The 16,741-nt window shown below is 58.6% G+C and carries 17 protein-coding genes; 8 read left to right on the top strand and 9 right to left on the bottom strand.

All coding sequences use genetic code 11. The annotated features are described in order from the left end of the window. Nucleotides 1–76 precede the first annotated feature (76 nt). Nucleotides 77–265, bottom strand: coding sequence for a hypothetical protein (locus VLM75_11055; protein ID HSV97454.1), 189 nt, complete (start codon nucleotides 263–265; stop codon nucleotides 77–79). Nucleotides 266–523: 258 nt separating this feature from the next. Between VLM75_11055 and carB the strand changes: the two genes are divergently transcribed. The 3 genes from carB (at nucleotide 524) to VLM75_11070 (ending at nucleotide 5,207) form a co-directional block, all read left to right on the top strand. Continuing rightward, nucleotides 524–3,847, top strand: coding sequence for a carbamoyl-phosphate synthase large subunit (gene carB, locus VLM75_11060; protein ID HSV97455.1), 3,324 nt, complete (start codon nucleotides 524–526; stop codon nucleotides 3,845–3,847). Nucleotides 3,848–3,851: 4 nt separating this feature from the next. Continuing rightward, a complete protein-coding gene (pyrR, locus tag VLM75_11065; protein ID HSV97456.1) occupies nucleotides 3,852–4,388 on the top strand; it encodes a bifunctional pyr operon transcriptional regulator/uracil phosphoribosyltransferase PyrR in 537 nt (178 codons plus the stop codon). 288 nt (nucleotides 4,389–4,676) lie between these two features. Next, nucleotides 4,677–5,207, top strand: coding sequence for a phosphatase PAP2 family protein (locus VLM75_11070; protein ID HSV97457.1), 531 nt, complete (start codon nucleotides 4,677–4,679; stop codon nucleotides 5,205–5,207). Between the two features lie 68 nt (nucleotides 5,208–5,275). Here VLM75_11070 and VLM75_11075 read toward each other — a convergent pair whose 3' ends face one another. The 6 genes from VLM75_11075 to VLM75_11100 form a co-directional block, all read right to left on the bottom strand. Then, a complete protein-coding gene (locus VLM75_11075) occupies nucleotides 5,276–5,659 on the bottom strand; it encodes an Hsp20/alpha crystallin family protein (protein HSV97458.1) in 384 nt (127 codons plus the stop codon). A 13-nt stretch (nucleotides 5,660–5,672) separates the two neighbouring features. Further along, the gene (locus VLM75_11080) at nucleotides 5,673–6,083 is read right to left on the bottom strand and encodes an Hsp20/alpha crystallin family protein (protein HSV97459.1); all 411 of its coding nucleotides are present in this window, start codon (nucleotides 6,081–6,083) and stop codon (nucleotides 5,673–5,675) included. A gap of 24 nt (nucleotides 6,084–6,107) precedes the next feature. After that, nucleotides 6,108–6,560, bottom strand: coding sequence for an Hsp20/alpha crystallin family protein (locus VLM75_11085; protein ID HSV97460.1), 453 nt, complete (start codon nucleotides 6,558–6,560; stop codon nucleotides 6,108–6,110). A 155-nt stretch (nucleotides 6,561–6,715) separates the two neighbouring features. After that, a complete protein-coding gene (locus VLM75_11090; protein HSV97461.1) occupies nucleotides 6,716–7,138 on the bottom strand; it encodes an NIL domain-containing protein in 423 nt (140 codons plus the stop codon). A 152-nt stretch (nucleotides 7,139–7,290) separates the two neighbouring features. Then, nucleotides 7,291–8,016, bottom strand: coding sequence for a UPF0280 family protein (locus VLM75_11095; protein HSV97462.1), 726 nt, complete (start codon nucleotides 8,014–8,016; stop codon nucleotides 7,291–7,293). Continuing rightward, on the bottom strand, nucleotides 8,016–9,200 hold the full coding sequence (locus tag VLM75_11100) for a homocysteine biosynthesis protein (protein ID HSV97463.1): 1,185 nt from the start codon (nucleotides 9,198–9,200) through the stop codon (nucleotides 8,016–8,018). The genes VLM75_11095 and VLM75_11100 overlap by 1 nt, the downstream gene beginning before the upstream one ends. 360 nt (nucleotides 9,201–9,560) lie before the next feature. Between VLM75_11100 and VLM75_11105 the strand changes: the two genes are divergently transcribed. The 3 genes from VLM75_11105 to VLM75_11115 are packed head-to-tail and all read left to right on the top strand — an operon-like array spanning nucleotide 9,561 to nucleotide 13,370. After that, the gene (locus tag VLM75_11105) at nucleotides 9,561–11,321 is read left to right on the top strand and encodes a hypothetical protein (GenBank protein ID HSV97464.1); all 1,761 of its coding nucleotides are present in this window, start codon (nucleotides 9,561–9,563) and stop codon (nucleotides 11,319–11,321) included. Nucleotides 11,322–11,372: 51 nt separating this feature from the next. Further along, nucleotides 11,373–11,765 carry a cyclic nucleotide-binding domain-containing protein gene (locus VLM75_11110; protein HSV97465.1) on the top strand — a complete coding sequence of 131 codons (393 nt, stop codon included), beginning with the start codon at nucleotides 11,373–11,375 and terminating at the stop codon, nucleotides 11,763–11,765. Nucleotides 11,766–11,789: 24 nt separating this feature from the next. Next, a complete protein-coding gene (locus tag VLM75_11115) occupies nucleotides 11,790–13,370 on the top strand; it encodes a TetR family transcriptional regulator (GenBank protein ID HSV97466.1) in 1,581 nt (526 codons plus the stop codon). On the opposite strand, the gene VLM75_11120 is transcribed toward VLM75_11115, so the two are convergent. Beyond that, nucleotides 13,354–14,007 carry a hypothetical protein gene (locus VLM75_11120; GenBank protein HSV97467.1) on the bottom strand — a complete coding sequence of 218 codons (654 nt, stop codon included), beginning with the start codon at nucleotides 14,005–14,007 and terminating at the stop codon, nucleotides 13,354–13,356. The genes VLM75_11115 and VLM75_11120 overlap by 17 nt on opposite strands. A gap of 410 nt (nucleotides 14,008–14,417) precedes the next feature. Between VLM75_11120 and VLM75_11125 the strand changes: the two genes are divergently transcribed. Both VLM75_11125 and fliG read left to right on the top strand, forming a co-directional pair. Beyond that, complete coding sequence (locus VLM75_11125; GenBank protein HSV97468.1) at nucleotides 14,418–15,269, top strand: RnfABCDGE type electron transport complex subunit B; 852 nt, start codon at nucleotides 14,418–14,420, stop codon at nucleotides 15,267–15,269. Next, nucleotides 15,266–16,282, top strand: coding sequence for a flagellar motor switch protein FliG (fliG, locus tag VLM75_11130; protein HSV97469.1), 1,017 nt, complete (start codon nucleotides 15,266–15,268; stop codon nucleotides 16,280–16,282). Before VLM75_11125 ends, fliG begins: the two co-directional genes overlap by 4 nt. Here fliG and VLM75_11135 read toward each other — a convergent pair. Then, nucleotides 16,283–16,741, bottom strand: a 459-nt coding sequence (locus VLM75_11135; GenBank protein HSV97470.1) for a lytic transglycosylase domain-containing protein, incomplete at its 5' end; no start/stop codon positions are given. It abuts the gene before it with no gap.

Below are 16,741 nucleotides of genomic sequence, written 5' to 3' on the forward strand. Positions count from 1 at the left end.
ATTGCGGTAATCAGGGGCGGCCGGCCGTACGCACCGGGCGGCCGCCCGATTTCCCGGACGGAGCGACAGGGGCCGGTCAGACGGAATACGAAGGATCTTTTTTGACCAGTATCTCCTTGATCTTTGAGTCCCCGGCCGAAAAATAGATGATGTGCGATTCGAGGATCTTAAACTCACTCATCAGCTTGAGAAACTCTTCGTCGAAACCATGCTCCAGCAAATCGATCTCACGCACCCGCGTCTTCCCGATAAATAGTGCTTTCATGTCCCTTCCCGGCAGCAGTGATTTCCAAGCAACAAGTTTTTCCCTTACTGAAGATGTTCGCATGGTAGGCGGGGAGTCCGTTTTTGTCCACTCTTTTAAAAGGTTTTTTTATTCTCCACGGACATGAAATCCGGTGCCGCCACTATTTTACATATTTGTAATTGACAATTTTTTTCACTTTACTTTATCCTCCAGATTTTTCTTTAATGTCTCGATCCGCCGGCTTCCGCGACCAATACTCTTGTTTTGAGGAACTGAATGCCTAAAAGAGACGACATCAAGAAGATACTTATCATCGGTTCGGGTCCCATAGTCATAGGGCAGGCCTGCGAATTCGACTACTCGGGATCGCAGGCATGCAAATCGCTCAGGGAGGAGGGCTATTCGGTGGTCCTCGTCAATTCCAATCCCGCGACCATCATGACCGATCCCGAACTCGCCGAGCGGACATATATCGAGCCCATCACCCCTGCGATCGTTGAAAAGATCATCCAACGCGAGAGGCCCGACGCCCTGCTTCCAACCGTGGGAGGCCAGACCGCGCTCAACACGGCGCTCGCGCTTGCCGACAGCGGCGTGCTCGAAAAATACAATGTCCGGCTTATCGGCGCGAACGTGGATTCCATCCGTAAGGCCGAAGACCGGGACCTCTTTAAGAAGGCGATGATAAAGATCGGCCTGGATGTGCCCGACTCGGGACTCGCCTCGTCGATCGACGAGGCGCTCGCGGTGCTCGGGCGCATCAGTCTTCCCCTCATCATACGGCCGGCGTTCACGCTCGGAGGGAGCGGCGGCAACATCGTCTACAACCGCGAGGATTTTGTAGACCTGGTTCGCAGGGGTCTTGATGAATCGCCGATAAGCCAGGTACTGATCGAGGAGTCGATCATCGGCTGGAAGGAGTACGAACTGGAGGTGATGCGCGATACGCGGGACAACGTCGTCATCATCTGCTCCATCGAGAACTTCGACCCCATGGGCGTGCATACGGGCGACTCAATCACCGTGGCCCCCCAGCAGACGCTCACCGACCGCGAGTACCAGAATATGCGCGACGCCGCAATCCGCATAATCCGCGAGATCGGCGTGGAAACCGGCGGCTCGAACATACAGTTTGCCGTAAACCCGTACGACGGCCGTATGCACGTTATTGAGATGAACCCGCGCGTGAGCCGAAGCTCCGCGCTCGCCTCCAAGGCCACGGGCTTCCCCATCGCCAAGATCGCCGCAAAGCTCGCCGTGGGGCTCACCCTCGACGAGATCCCCAACGACATTACGCGCGAGACCCCGGCCTGTTTCGAGCCGACGATCGACTACGTGGTGGTGAAGATACCGCGCTGGGCCTTCGAGAAGTTCGATGGCGCAGACACGCGCCTGGGCATCCAGATGAAATCGGTCGGGGAGGCCATGTCGATCGGCCGCACCTTCAAGGAGGCTTTCCAGAAGGCGCTTCGCTCGCTCGAGATAGAGCGGCACGGATTCGGCTCGGACGGAAACATGAAGCTCGACGACGCGCTGAAGGGCCTTCCGGACAGGCTGCGCGACGACCTCATCGAGCGGGCGCTGGTAACGCCCCGCGAAGACCGCATCTTCTACATTCACAAAGCGTTGGAGCTCGGCTGGGAGGTCGAGCGCATCCACCGCCTCACGGCGATCGATCCGTGGTTCCTCGAACAGCTCGGCGAGATCGTGGAAGCCGCCGAATCGTTTCGACGCGGACAGGAGGGTGTCGGCCTTACGGTTGAGTCGGTGCGGACGATGAAACAGTTCGGTTTCTCCGATATGCAGCTGGGGTACATCACAGGAAAGACGGAGATCGACGAATTGCACGCGCTCGGCGTACCGATGAAAAAAGAGCTTTCGAAGGCGTTAAAGAGACGCGAAAAAGAGATACGCGGGTTCAGGTTCGCGAACGATATCCTTCCCGGGTACAGGCTGGTTGACACCTGCGGCGGAGAGTTCGAGGCGTTTACGCCCTATTACTACTCGGCCTACGACGACGAGGACGAATCGCGAAGGACCGGCAAACGCAAGGTGATGATCCTCGGAGGCGGACCCAACCGCATTGGACAGGGCATAGAGTTCGATTACTGCTGCTGCCATGCGTCATTCGCCCTGCGCGAGGAAGGCGTCGACTCGATTATGGTGAACTCGAACCCGGAGACGGTTTCCACCGACTACGACACCTCGGACCGCCTCTATTTCGAGCCGCTCACGCTCGAGGACATACTGCACATATATAGACGAGAAGATCCGCTGGGCGTCATCGTGCAGTTCGGCGGCCAGACTCCGCTGCGCCTGGCGCGCATGCTCGAGGAGAACGGCGTGCGCATCATCGGCACCTCTCCCGATTCGATCGACCGCGCCGAGGACCGCGAGCGCTTCGCCGACGTGGTGCGGAAACTCGGTCTTCTCCAACCCGACAACGGAATCGCCTTCACCGGGGAGGAGGCCATTGCCGTGGCCAACCGGATCGGCTACCCCATACTGGTGCGCCCCTCGTACGTGCTGGGCGGCAGGGCCATGAGCATCATCTACGACGAGAAGAGCCTCGTCGAGTACATCAACAACGCGGCGCAGCTCTCGCCCGAGCACCCCATGCTTGTCGATGACTTCCTCGAGGACGCCATCGAGGTCGACGTGGACGCGCTCTCCGACGGGGAACAGGTGCAGATCGGCGCCATCATGGAGCATATCGAGCAGGCGGGCGTGCACTCGGGCGACTCGGCCTGCATCATTCCGCCGCTTTCCATAGACGGCCCGATGATCGACGAGATCACCCGTTCGACCGCGGCGCTTGCGCGCGAACTTCGGGTTGTGGGGCTTCTCAACATACAGTTCGCGATAAAGGACGGGAGCCTCTACGTGCTCGAGGTCAATCCGCGCGCCTCGCGCACGGTGCCCTTCGCGTCCAAGGCGACCGGCGTGCCGCTGGCGAAGATCGCGGCCAAGCTCATGCTTGGAAGGAAGCTCGGCGAGTTCGGCCTCGATAAACGAAAAGCCCCCACTCACATCAGCGTTAAGGAGGCGGTCCTCCCGTTCAATAAATTTCCGGGGACCGACACCGTCCTCACGCCCGAAATGAAGTCGACCGGAGAGGTGATGGGGATCGCGGCGCATTTCGGCGAGGCCTTTTACAAGGCCGAAATGGCGGCCGGCGAGACCCTGCCGCTCTCCGGGACCATCTTTCTCAGCATCAACCCCCTCTCGAAAGAGGCGCTGCTTCCCGAGATGCGCCTCCTTCACGACCACGGCTTCAGGCTGGTGGCGACCGAGGGTACGGCGCTCTTTCTCAAAGGACACAACATCCCTTGTGAACGGGTTTACAAGGTGAGCGAGGGGCGCCCCAATATCATCGACCTGGTTAAGAACGACGAGATCGACCTCATCATCAACACGCCCACGGGTAAGATCCCCAAACACGACGCCTTTTCCATCCGCCAGGCGGCGCTGCGCTTCCGCGTACCCATCATCACCACCATAGCGGGCGCGAAGGCGGCGGTGCAGGGACTGTTCGAGGTCAAAAAAAACCGGGACGTCTCGGTGCGCTCGATCCAGGAATATCACTCGGAGGTGCGATAGCGCCGTGACCGAAACGACACTTCTCTCCGCCGCCGACATCGCCCGGACAATCGACGAAAACGCCAAGAGGATCTGCGACGAGGTAAAGGACCTCGGGCGCTTCGCGATCGTGGGAATTCAGACCAGGGGGGTCGAGCTCGCCAACCGCATCCGCGCGAAGATCGAGGAGCTGTCAGGGAAAAAGATCGACAGCGGCATTCTCGACATCACCTTCTACCGCGACGACCTCGCCACCAGGGGAGTGCTCCCGGCGATCAAGGAGACGCGCATAGAGTTCAATATCTCAGGCAGAACCATCCTGCTGGTGGACGACGTTATCTTCACCGGGCGCACCACCAAGGCCGCGATCGAGACGCTTATGAGCTTCGGCCGTCCGCGCGCGATCAGGCTTTTCGTGCTGGTCGACCGGGGGAACAGGGAGCTTCCCATCCAGCCGGACTATTTGGGCTATAAAATCGAAACGGATATTCAGGATCGGGTCAAGGTTCGTCTGGCGCCCATAGACGATGTCGGGGACGCGGTAATGCTTTCCCGCCGGTAGGCGGCCTACTTTCGCACCCCGCGCGTGCGCGGACTCCCCCGCCGTGAAAATTCACTGAAACTTCATGTATTGCTGATACTATCAGCACCCCGTCGCGCCTTATTTCCGTTGTGCAAGCGAAGAAGCATGGAACTCACCCCCTGTCCCCCTCTCTTTGAACGAAAGAGAGGGGGAAATCCGGCATGAGTCTGGTTGTCGTACCTCCCCCTTCTCTTCGCCGAAGAGAAGGGGGCCGGGGGGATGAGTTGAGAAGTTGATTGTAATAAATTGTACGAAAGGAAGTGAATTATGATCAGAGTACTGGTCGACAACGTCTACTCGTTCGATGTGAGGCTCTCCCGAAAGATAGCCTATTATACCGGAAAGCGCTTCGTGGATAAACTGATGCGCTATGCCTCTAAAAGCGGCGACGGCCACCTGTACGCGGTGTTCGGCGCCCTCCTCCTCGCGGCGGATCCGGGAATGGGGTCAAAGCTTATTGCGGCAGGCGCACTGGCCCTTGCGATCGAACTCGTTATTCAGAAGGTGGTGAAGCACCTGGTTAAGCGTGAACGTCCGGGAGCGCTGGTGCAGGGTATCCGATTCCTGGTGGACCCGCCCGACCGGTTCAGCTTCCCCTCGGGGCACACGGCCGGGGCGTTTCTTATGGCGACGGTTATCACCTCGCAGTATCCGATGTGGGCCCTGCCGCTGTACATCTGGGCCGCACTGGTGGGTTTTTCCCGGGTCTATAACGGCGTACACTTCCCAACCGACGTGGTGATCGGGTGCGCGCTGGGTCTCGTCACGGCATGGATAGGGCTTTCGGTGGTGATGTAAGCAAAAACCCCGCCATCCTCCGAAGTTCCGGGAGGGACTCCATTGAAGAGGGCGGGGCAAGCGGAGGGTTAGGCCCCCACTTTTATCTCGATCTTCCTCGGTTTCAACTTCTCGCTCTTGGGAAGCGTCAGCGCCAACACCCCGTTTTCCAGCGTCGCGTTGATTTTTTCCCTGTCGATACCGTCTCCAACCACAAAGGTGCGATGGTAGTTGTATAGCCGGTATTCACCGTATTTGAGGTTCTCCTCGCTCGTCAGCTCTTCGTCCAGCCTGCCGTATATGTCCAGCTGGTTCTTCTCGAGGGTGATCTCGAGGTTCTCTTTCCGGGTTCCGGGCATGTCGGCCCTGATTACATACTCCTCGGCGGTTTCGTATATGTCCGCGGCCGGAACGATGACGCACTCCTCGCAGTTATACGCATCCTTTTTGACCTTCTTTACATCGTTTGCCATGATGATACCTCCTTTACCGTATCTCGATCTTCTTCGGCCGGGCCTCTTCGGCCTTGGCGAGCCTGATCGTCAGAATCCCGTCCTTAAGCCCCGCCTCGATCTTCTCCCCATCCACGCGGTAGGGCAGGCGTACCGCCTTCTGGAACCTGCCGAATACCCGCTCCCTGCGTATGTAGGGCTTGTCCTGTACGTCGCTCTTCTTTTCGCCCTCGAGTACGAGGCTGTTGTCGACAAGCTGAATATTGAGCGAGTCGGCCTTGACGCCCGGTAGTAGCGCGGTGATCATCACCTCGTCGTTGTTCTCCTTAAGATTGACGTGCGGATACTCTAAGTTTCTCCGCATGGCCGGGGCTTCGGTGAAAAACCTGTCCACCAGATCCCTCAGTCGGACAACATCGTCGAAAACATCATAGGTCGTATACATGACATTCCTCCTTGTCGTATTTCATTACTTCAGCGCGATATTCACGCGCTTTTTCTCGGGCGTCTCGACACGGGGTATTGTGACCTTTAAAACGCCGTTCTTAAAGCCTGCCTCGATCTTTTCCCTGTCGATGTCCTCGGGAAGCCGGATAGTCCGGTGAAACGAGCCGAAACGGCGCTCAGATATCACATATCTCCGGTCCTCCTTCTTCTCCTCTTCCTTCTTCTCGCCGGCTATGGTGAGTAAATCGTTTTCGAGCGTTACGCTCAGGTCTTTCTCCTCGATTCCGGGGATTTCCGCCCTGATGCGCACTTCTTTTTCATCCTCTTCCACGTCCACAGTGGGCATCCACCCGCTTTCGGACAAAGAGGAAGGGCCGATGGAGAAGAAGTCGTTAAAAAGCTGATTGATCTCCTTTTGAAAGGAGACAACACCCCATTCGGGCTGCTCATTACGCCTTGTTATGCCCCATTTCATAGCAAACCTCCTCTTGATTGGTCGCTTGTTAGCACTCTATGCTAATGAGTGCTAACAGTAGTAATGTACAAACAGTCGCAAGAATCGTCAAGAGGGGAAACGAATTTTTTAAGTGTATTTTAGGTATTTTTAAAATAGCCGGCCGGGTGCGCCGGTTAGTTGTCGTTGTCGATGGATATGCCCGACATGGCCTTTACGGGGCAGGCGAGAATGCAGAGCCCGCAGGCGACACAGCGTTCCGGGTAAAAGCGTATCTCCATCGAGGGGCGGTCGATTGAAAGGGCATCGGTGCGGCACACGGCGGTGCAGGCCCCGCAGTCCACACAGCGCTCCTCGTCGCGGTGCGTCTTGTCGATCAGAAGATCCACCTGAACAAGTTCGGCCTCCAGGTAGGCGATACCCTTCGCTATCTCCTCATCAGTCCCCGAAAGCTCGAGTATAAGCCGTCCCTCCTGTTTTGGGAGGATCTTCGCCTCGAGCACGTTGAAGATGATGCCGTACTCGGTGGCCAGGCGATAGATGATCGGCCGGTACATGATGTTCTGCTTGAATATCAAAAGCACGTTTTTCGATGCCATGATCGGCTCCTGTTTGTTCGAGTTGTCGCATGTCCAAAGAATTCGGCGCTTCCTCCTGTCGCCGGCGGGGGAAATGCCCGATAGTGGCATTACTTGCGACAGGTTTACCGTATACATGCCGTTGTATGCCAGGCGTCCGGTACAGCGTTCCGCTAAGGCCTCACCAGTTCGATTTCGCCCTGCGCTATCATGCGCTCTCCCTTGATGACGAGCGTACCGCGCACACCCGGCACGGACATCGCATAGGCCGCCGCCGCCTCGAGGTCGTCCTCGTCGCACACAAGGTTGGCGGTCCCGGTCGCCACCGCGTCCGCCAGCGCCGCGTCAGTGGCGATGACGGTCGCTGCGTCGGCCCTTCCGAACGAGAAGGAATGCCCCACCCGTCCCGACGAGGTGCACACCCCGGCGGGAGTGCGCTCTGACGCGATCCGTATGCCGAGCGCACCGCTGAAGAGCGAAGTTCCGGCGTAGACCCCAAGAGTAACGGCATCGCGCAAGGCGAGCCAGATGTCGCCGCCGTTCTCGACTATAACCTCGCCCGAGCGGTCGAGAATGGCCCTTCCTGCGTGCTCGGCGATGGCGCCGGCAACCGCGGCCATCGGGCCCACGCCCGCGGCCTCCGAAGCACGGTACATGGCCTCGATGACCGGATGCGCGGCCTCCACTCGCACCACGGGCTCGAAGGAAGCGAGGAAACAGTCCTGCCCGGCGATGTGGTCAAGCAAAGCGTCGCGCGCGTCGGTTACAATACGTTCGAGCTCTACGGAATAATCCCCGTTCGCGCGGACGTACAGGTCGCTCGTCCCGATCTTTACCCGGAAGCTTGTCCAGCGCTTTGTGCCGGCGAATTCGCGGTAAAACCGCTCGGCGTGGCGCATCAGGGCGCCGTGAAGGGCGCACCGGGCAGCGTTACCTGCGGCACACCAAGGATGAATCCTTTTTCGCGTATCCATGCTTTCAGTTTTTCGGCCACCTTCACCGCCATGGGATAGCTCGAGAGCGGCGCGGCCGGGATGTTTTTACCCTGTACGTCGATCCTTCCGGTTTTAAGCTCGGCGTAGCTTACCTCGCCCAGCGTATGGTTGATCGAGTTGGGGTAGTCGATGCCGTAGTCCACCACCTGACAGACGATATCGAGGTCGGAAACGCCGGTGAATCGGGCCAGGTCCTCGTTCAGTATCGGGATCGGGATGCCGAGGCCCACCATGAGCGAACAGCCGTAGCCCACCAGCGACGCGCCCCGAATAAACTCGGCCGACATCTCCTTCATGTCGCCGGTGACGGCGATCGTTCCCGCCCCCTCTCGGACAACGCCGTTGTCGCCCCTCCGGGCGTCCGGGTTGTGCTGGGTGCCGCGCCAGCTCACCACGCCGCTTGCGCCGCCCAAAAAAATCCGCGTGCCGACGCCGATGGTCCAGTAATACGGATCGTTCAACAGCGGTGAGAGCTGTCCGGCGCTGGAAAAGGTGGCGTTGCCCATGTTGGGCCTGAGAATTCCCATGTAGGTGTAGATTGTGCGCTTTGAGAGATTCACCGCGCAGTTGTAGTTCTGATATGCGTTTCTCGGATTGTAAAGAAAGGCGTCGCGAAGGTCCCCGATGGTGACGGTGGTTTCGTATTCGCGAAGCGGGTAGCAGTCCGTGCCGTAAGATTTGGCGCGCAGCCTGACCGGGCGGCCCGCGATGAGGTCCTCGATGACGTGGCCGCCGCCGTAGCGGAACTGTCCGGGATGCACTTTATTGAGCGGGTCGTCGTCCTGCACCTGCGTGGCCCCGATGTAGGTGTCGACCGCGGCCAGGCCCCCATACGCCTCCACGTCGTTAAGCCACACGTTCGACGCCTTCATCCTGGGCCTGGTGTGGCCGAAATTGATGAACGCCCCCGATGAACACATGGCGCCGAAGGTGCCGGTGGTCACCACGTCAACTTTTTTAAAGGCGCTCTTCACGCCCTCGGAGGCAACCAGCTCGGTCATCTCGTCGGCGCGCAGCACGACCGCCGTGCCCTGCCTGATTTTATCGTTTATCTCTTCGTAGCTTCGCTGTATCGGGATGGTATCCATGGGGCGTTCTCCTGGAGCGGCCTGCGGTCGCGTCGTTTTACGTGCGCATTTTACGCGGACCTGCCATGCAGTCAAATTTTATTTTTCATGCCGCGCGCGCCGCCACGGGCGGGTTTTCCTCTTGACCGGGCCGTGGCCGTACCGTTTGGTATTCAGGATATTTTTATTGCACTTAACGGCGCAAACTGTATTATACCGTCAATACGTCGGCATTCCGCCGGGGGTATACTTATCGTCCGCCCCCGGCGGGTAAAAGACCGGATCGCGCGGTGGCGACCGAATAAATCGCGAAAAATCGGCCGAAACGCTCGCGGCAACGCGGCAGGCGTGAAGACGTGCCGTATCACGGGGAGAGAGTAAATGCAACCTGAATCGAGGCGTAAACGCGGCCGTGCCTGGGGCGGCATACCGGCGGCCCTTGTGCTGGTTTTAATAACATCCGTAACCAGTGCGGAGATCCGGTCCGACCGGAATGGACCGGCCGACCTTGTGCCTTCATCGGCGATCATGTACATGCAGACATCGCGCCTTTCCAGCGCCGCGCCGGCGGCCGTGTTCTTCATCGGCAATTTTCTTCCCGCCGAGAACGCAAAGAAGATAGAGGCGTGGAGGGCCGATTTTAAAACCAAGGCCGGTGTAGACGTGCTCGATGTGGCTTCTCTTACGAAAGCGGAAATCGACGTAAGCCGTCCGGCGGCGATGGCCTACCTGGACGCCGAAAAGGAATCGGAGCGGATAATGATCCTCGTTCCCGTTAATAACGAGAAGACCTTCCCGCAGCGCTTTGTAGAGGTATTGAAAAAGGCCAATAAGGACAGGCCCGCCATAGACCTCCATCCGGCGGTAAGCCGGCACAACAACCATGCGGTGTACCGGATGATGAAAGACGTCTACTTTACCGGGATAAAAGGCTACCTCGTTGTGGCCTCATCGATGGACATCATAACCTCGGTGATCGACATGGGCGCGACGCCGCTGTCGGCCGAACCGCTCTTCGCCGACTATGCCGCCAGGAAACGGGCGGGAAACGACCTGGATATTTTTTTTAAAAAAAGTTTTCTGCAGCAGATCGGCGAGGAACGCCTTAAAAAGAAAGAAGACGATTCCGGCGACAGCCCGGAGGGTGACGGGGACGGCACTCCGGAGGACGATTCCGGGGAAATCGGCGGGCCGTCCACGTCGGACAAAAAGGCCCAGAAGCGAGTCCCCGGGGCTAAAGACGCCCTCTCGATGGTCAGCTCGCCGACCGGCTTTTTCGATTACGTCGCCGTCGCGTTCGCGCGGACGAAGGAGGGGGTGTCTCTCGATTTCAGCGCGTCGCTTACCGGCGGCAATCAATCCACCGCGCTTCTCTCCGGGCTTTTTCGCCCGGGGCTTCCGGCATTTCTGCTCGCCGCCTCCGATCCGCTCGCGTATCATTACGTGTCGTTCGACTTCAGGGCGCTGGATGCATTCTGCGAAAAGAACGCCTCATCGCCCGAGTACGGGCCCACGTGCGAACAGTATAAAAAATTCAAGAAGGATGCGGGGAGCTCGCTCGGCATCGACATGGACGCGGACTTCCTCCCCTGGTTCGGCGGCTATTTCAACGTAATCATGCGGAAGGCCAAAATTGCGGGAACGCTCGATAATTTCGTCATGTACGTGCCGATGACCGACAGGGGAAAAGTGTCGGCGCTCACGAAAAAACTCAGGAGCGCCGTGAAGGCTAAGAACACGGACGAGGGCGCCTTCGGCGATGAAAGGATCGACGCCATACCCTCGTTCTGGTTCAAGGACAAGCGCGGCAACAGGATAAGCGTGCTCGCCGATGAGCGGGGCGTGTTTGTGGCCAACAACACCGAATTTTTAAGGGCGGTGCTCGAGGGAGAAGGTAAACAGGCGGCGACCGTCTCCGGCCTCTTCGGCAATCCCGACCCGGGCACGTTTCTTTTGTCGTTCCTTAAAATGGAAAAAGAAAGCTATATGAAGGCCCTCCTGATGTTCCTGACGTACAATGCCGGACCCCACGTTGCGGGGCTCGTAAACCGGCTCGATACCGTTTCCCTGTCGGGCGGGCGGGTCGGTAATTATTATTCGTTCATCGTCACCCTCAAGCTGCTCGAGGCCGCGGGGCGATAGGAGGCCTGGATTTCAGTATAGCGGAAAACCGGGGAGCGGGGAAGGAGGGATATGGCCGGTCGCGTGTTGCGTTACAATGCCGGAGAGAAGATCATCGAGGCGGGTAAGGTCGAGCAGCGGATGTACATCATCCTGGAAGGCTCGGTGGGGATAACCCTTAGCGACGGGAAGAACACCATACGGGTGGCCACCCTTGTGCGGGGCGATTTCTTCGGCGAGATATCGCTCTTCAACAGCTCGCCGAGGAGCGCGACCGCGACCGCGCTGGGAGAGGTAAAGGTCGCCTACCTCGACAATCTGCACGACCTCAAGGCCTTCCTGGTGAAAAACCCGTCCTTCGCCGCCAAGATGGTGCATATACTCGCCCAGCGGCTCGCGAAGACCGATGAAATCCTCATCGGTAAAATCAGCGAGTTGAGCCGCGTGCAATTAATGGATAGATAGCGGTTCTGCGCTGTGAAGCTCGTGATGAAATATCTCTTCGGGCCGGTCAATTCGCGAAGGCTTGGCATATCGCTCGGCATAGATCTGGTTCCCTTTAAGACCTGCTCGCTCAACTGCGTTTACTGCGAATGCGGGAGGACCGGGAAGCTTACAGCCTCCCCGGCGGAATTCGCCCCCACCGACGAGGTAATCGCCGAGCTCCGCATGTGTCTGGATTCCCGGCCGCGTCTGGACGCGCTCACCTTTTCCGGCTCCGGGGAGCCGACACTTCACAGCGGTATCGGCCGGATCATCGACGTGATCAAGGACGAGTTTCCCGGCTATGCGGTGGTCGTGCTTACCAACGGAACGCTGCTGTGGCGCGAAGCCGTGCGACGGTCGCTGTTGCGCGCCGACGTCATCGTTCCCTCCCTCGACGCGGTGAGCGAGGACGCGTTCAAAAAAATAGCGAGGCCCGCGCCCGGCATTACATCGAAGCGCCTCATAGACGGCCTCATCAGGTTCAGGGGCGAGTTCGCCGGAAAGCTCCTTCTCGAGATATTCATCGTGCCGGGCGTTAACGATACGGACGGGGAACTTGCGCTCCTTGCGGGGGCATGCGGTCGCATACGGCCCGACAGGATCCAGATAAATTCACTCGACCGGCCGGGCGCTGAAAAATGGGTGGAGCCGCTTTCCACCGAAGGCCTTGAGCGGATAAAGGGCTTTTTCCCGGGCTTTGCCGTGGACATTATAGGAAAACCTGGAACGAGGGGCGAGATGGAGTCGGCCCGAAAGGCGGGCGATGTCGCCGCGGCCGTCACCGCCACCATAGGGCGGCGGCCGTCGACGATGGATGACCTCTGCCGGGCGCTGGGAGCCTCCGCCGGCGACGTTGAAAAAGGGCTTGCCGATCTCTCGTCGAAAGGGCTTCTCGATGTGAGGGAGCTTCTGCGCGGCACGTTCTATTCACTTAAAAGAGGGACTAAAGCGGGACACCCAATGACCACACGGAACATCGAAAAAGAGGAAAAGAGAAAGACACAGATAGTCCAGGCCGCGTTCGAGGTGATCGCGTCGAGGGGGTACAACAACTTTACCATCGAGGACATCGCCAACCGCGCCGGTCTGTCCAAGGGGGGGGTCCTCCATTATTTCAAGTCAAAGGAAGACATCCTCATACACCTGCTCGAGGTCATCTACCGGCAGATCGACGAGACCATCGTTCGGCGTTCGCAGCGCTACCGTACCGCCGAGAAGAAACTCAAGGCCATCATAATAGCCTTCATCGTGACGGCGAAACGGCACCCGTCGGTCTATACCGTCATGGTGGATTTCTGGGCGCAGGTTTCAACTAACGAGCGCGTGAAAAACATCAACGGCAAGATATACGGAATCATCTGCGACGAGGTGAAGAAGATCATCGACCTGGGTGTCGAAAGCGGCGAGTTTGTCGCGGTAGATTCGGAGAGCGTGGCGCGGCTGGTGGTTTCGATGGTCATGAACGTCGCCATCCAGTGGACATTCAACAATTCCGCCAACAACATCGACCATATCACCAGGGCCTGCCTGGCGATGGTAACGACCTATCTGAAAAAGCGGCACGATATCAAAGCGGAAAAATGATGCGCGCGCGGGTCTTGTTGCGCCCGTCGGTGGTTACCGAAAAACTCTTATAGCTTATATTTACGCTCTTTAAAAGCAGCACAACCATTGAAAGCCCCAGTCCCATGCCCTCGGCGGCCGGGTCGGGGTTCTCCAGGTAAAACTCGGCGATGCTGTCGTATTTCGAAGACTTCTCTATGCGTTCGTTGATCCTCGCCAGGTCCCTCTTGGAGAGGGGCAGATTATTGATGACCTCTATTACGAGCCGGTTTCCCTGCATCTTTAAATAGGTCCTGGTGGAAAGGCGGCTGAGCTTGGATTTGATGCCGTACTCGAGGAGCGCTTCCTCGTTGAGGATTGAGCGGAGTTTGCGCACGATTTCGATGATGTCGTCGGTCTCCGTGATTACCCCCTCCTCGAGGAGGAGGCGTTTGGCGTTGGCCTTGGTCGCGTTGGACGTGAGTTCCTTTATGCACGAGAAGATGGGCGTGAGGTACTCTTCTTTTCCGTATTTTTCGAGGATGCGGGCGAGGGTGAACTTGATATGCTCCTCGGTGGTTTCAATCATGGAATAGGAGATGAAAACGACGTCGCTTCCCTGGTTGATGGCGTTTATCAGCTCGGGCTGAATGTTCTTTTTATCTAAGAGCAGTTCCATCGAATCAACACCGTTTTAATGAAGTCGGTGCGCGGCCCGGAAATCCGGGGCCCGCCCGTCTGCGCCGTAACCGCACCCGTTATATACCGGAAGTATCCGCATTATATCAAGTATAAATTGATCTCTTGGCGAAAAATTGGACAATTATCCCGCTTCGTTAAACAGGCTTTTTGTGAATCAGTGTAGTAATCGGTGGGTCCTCTCCTCGTGAGCGGGGGACTTCCCGTATTGCCCTGTGACACAACAGGTTAAATGTATTGACAGGATTTTCGGGCGTGATTAGCTATACTGTCTCTACGGGGGTGCTGCCGTCATGGATGAAACACGGACCGCCGGCGGAAAACCGCGCGGAAGAGCGTTCTTCCGGCGCTCCTTCGGGCCGCTTGATTTTAATCGATCTGGAGTGAACGATGCTTGATATGGTATTCCCCTCGGTTTCCTCGATCATCAGCATAACGGCGCTGGGAGCGGCGTTCGGGGTGATCCTGTCTTATGCCAGGATCAAACTGCACGTGGAGCGCGATCCGCGGCTGGGCCTCATAGCCGAGGCCCTGCCCGGGGCCAACTGCGGCGCCTGCGGCCTCCCCGGATGCCTGGGCTACGCCATGAAAATACTGGAGGGCTCCGCCCCGATAAACCTGTGCATAGTGGGCGGCGCCGACTCTGTCGAGAAGATATCCCGTGTAATGGACATCAAGGCCGAGGCGCAGATCCCGAAAATCGCGCGCGTTCACTGCCAGGGGGGCTGCGACGTCGCAAACAACCGCTTCGATTACAACGGCCCCAGAAGCTGCGCCGCGGCCCAGCAGATTCGCGAGGGATTCAAGACCTGCGAGTACGGGTGCCTGGGCCTGGTCGACTGCATGAACGCCTGCCCCTTCGGCGCGATCCATATGAGCGCCACGGGCCTGCCTGTCATAAGCCGCGAATTCTGCACGGGCTGCGGCAACTGTGTGACCGCCTGCCCGCGAAACATCATCAGTCTCGTAGACTCCGATTTCGATGTGCATGTGATATGCCGTAACACCGAAAAGGCCCCTGTAATGAAAAAGGGCTGTTCGGTCGGCTGCATCGCGTGCAACCGTTGCGTGAAAGCCTGCAAGGAGGTCTTCGCGGATAATCCCGAAATAGAGACGGCCATCACCGTATCGAACTTCCTCGCCGATATCGATTACAGCCTGTGCATTAACTGCGGAAAGTGCGCCGAGGTGTGCCCGCAGAAGGTGATAGAATTCGCGAAGGTGCCCGTAGTGGCGGGATGAAATCCATCGATGAAATGACCGGCACCGAGAGGGCGGCCGCGCTCATGGTGGCGCTCGGACCCGCGGCAGCGGCCGAGATAATGAAGCACCTCGACGAGGACAGCATTCAGCGCATAAGCCGCGAGATAGCCGTCGTCGAGAGACTCACCGTGCACGAGCGCGAGGATCTCATCGGCGAGTTCCTCATCGGTCTGCGCAAGCGGCGGAAAAACCTCCAGGGCGGGGAGAACGTGGCCAGGGAGCTTCTCGTGGCCTCGTTCGGCGAGGAAAAGGCCGCGGGCATTTTAAAGAAGCTCACGCGGCAGAACCTCGAGAAGGGATTCGAGTTCCTCGCCGGCATCGAATCGGAAACGCTCTTTTCATTCATACAGAACGAGCACCCCCAGACCATAGCGATAACCCTCGCGTACCTTCCGGCTTCCAAGGCGGCCGAGGTGCTGCAGCTTCTTTCTCCCGGGGACGCCAAGGAGGCGGCCCTGCGCATGGCGCGCATGGAAAAGACCTCGCCCGACGCGGTGCTCGAGATCGCGCGCGTTATACGTAAAAAGTACGAGAAGCTGCAGCAGTCGGGCAGGAGCTTCGAATCGGCCGGAGGGGTGGACGCGCTGGTGAGCATCCTGGGGCACATGAGCGGCGACCAGGAAAAAAAGCTCATGGACCACTTCGACGGCTCGATGCCCGAGATATCGCAGGAGATCCGCGAGCGCATCTTCACCTTCGAAAACATCGCCAATCTCAGCAACCAGGAGATGCGCGTTCTCATCGACGAGCTCCACGACGACCGGCTCATCGCCATGGCCCTCAAGGGCGCCGGCGACGAGGTCCGCTTCAAGTTCCTCCGCAATATGAGCCGAAACCGCGCCACCGACATCCTGGGCGAAATCGACGCGCTGGGCGCGCAGCGTCTCAGCGATATCCAGGAGGCGCGCGACTACGTCGTCGACCACATGAAACGGCTCGACATGGAGGGCACCATCAGCATCCGCAAGGAGAAGGAAAAGTACGTGGAGTGATCATCTCCCGTATATCTCGATGGTGCCGTCGGGCGCGATCTTTTTATACAGGCGCCTCACCTTGTGTTCAATCTCGCCCGCGCTTTCAGCCGGGCCGTTCCCGCGATAGTACCGCAGTACACGCGCCACATAGTCCACGGTCGATTTGATCGGCGGCACCGCGCCGTGCCGCTTCACCCTGCCGGCTCCCGCGTGATAGGCCGCCAGCGCGAGCGTGACGTCCCCGTTGAAAGTGGCGAGCAGCGACTTGAAGTGGCGAACGCCGGCGCGGAGGTTCTGCCCGGGGTCGAACGGATCGCTTACCCCGTACGCGCGCGCGACGTCGAGCATGATCTGCATGAGGCCCGCCGCGCCGGCGACCGATACCGCTCCCGCGTTGAAATCCGACTCGACCTTGACGATGCACTGGACGAGGTAGTCGTCCACGCCCTCCTCGGCGGCGATACGGTTGATGAGCGG

The sequence above is a fragment of the Spirochaetota bacterium genome, assembly GCA_035477215.1.
In the GTDB taxonomy this organism is placed as follows: domain Bacteria; phylum Spirochaetota; class UBA4802; order UBA4802; family UBA5368; genus MVZN01.

What these genes read in the sequence shown, in the direction of transcription:
- VLM75_11110 (HSV97465.1), top strand. Translation starts at nt 11,373, where the DNA reads ATGGCCGGTCGCGTGTTGCGTTACAATGCCGGAGAGAAGATCATCGAG.
- VLM75_11120 (HSV97467.1), bottom strand. Translation starts at nt 14,007, where the DNA reads ATGGAACTGCTCTTAGATAAAAAGAACATTCAGCCCGAGCTGATAAAC.
- VLM75_11055 (HSV97454.1), bottom strand. Translation starts at nt 265, where the DNA reads ATGAAAGCACTATTTATCGGGAAGACGCGGGTGCGTGAGATCGATTTG.
- carB (HSV97455.1), top strand. Translation starts at nt 524, where the DNA reads ATGCCTAAAAGAGACGACATCAAGAAGATACTTATCATCGGTTCGGGT.
- VLM75_11100 (HSV97463.1), bottom strand. Translation starts at nt 9,200, where the DNA reads ATGGATACCATCCCGATACAGCGAAGCTACGAAGAGATAAACGATAAA.
- VLM75_11090 (HSV97461.1), bottom strand. Translation starts at nt 7,138, where the DNA reads ATGGCATCGAAAAACGTGCTTTTGATATTCAAGCAGAACATCATGTAC.
- VLM75_11105 (HSV97464.1), top strand. Translation starts at nt 9,561, where the DNA reads ATGCAACCTGAATCGAGGCGTAAACGCGGCCGTGCCTGGGGCGGCATA.
- VLM75_11085 (HSV97460.1), bottom strand. Translation starts at nt 6,560, where the DNA reads ATGAAATGGGGCATAACAAGGCGTAATGAGCAGCCCGAATGGGGTGTT.
- VLM75_11095 (HSV97462.1), bottom strand. Translation starts at nt 8,016, where the DNA reads ATGCGCCACGCCGAGCGGTTTTACCGCGAATTCGCCGGCACAAAGCGC.
- VLM75_11075 (HSV97458.1), bottom strand. Translation starts at nt 5,659, where the DNA reads ATGGCAAACGATGTAAAGAAGGTCAAAAAGGATGCGTATAACTGCGAG.
- VLM75_11080 (HSV97459.1), bottom strand. Translation starts at nt 6,083, where the DNA reads ATGTATACGACCTATGATGTTTTCGACGATGTTGTCCGACTGAGGGAT.
- fliG (HSV97469.1), top strand. Translation starts at nt 15,266, where the DNA reads ATGAAATCCATCGATGAAATGACCGGCACCGAGAGGGCGGCCGCGCTC.
- VLM75_11115 (HSV97466.1), top strand. Translation starts at nt 11,790, where the DNA reads ATGAAATATCTCTTCGGGCCGGTCAATTCGCGAAGGCTTGGCATATCG.
- VLM75_11070 (HSV97457.1), top strand. Translation starts at nt 4,677, where the DNA reads ATGATCAGAGTACTGGTCGACAACGTCTACTCGTTCGATGTGAGGCTC.
- VLM75_11125 (HSV97468.1), top strand. Translation starts at nt 14,418, where the DNA reads ATGCTTGATATGGTATTCCCCTCGGTTTCCTCGATCATCAGCATAACG.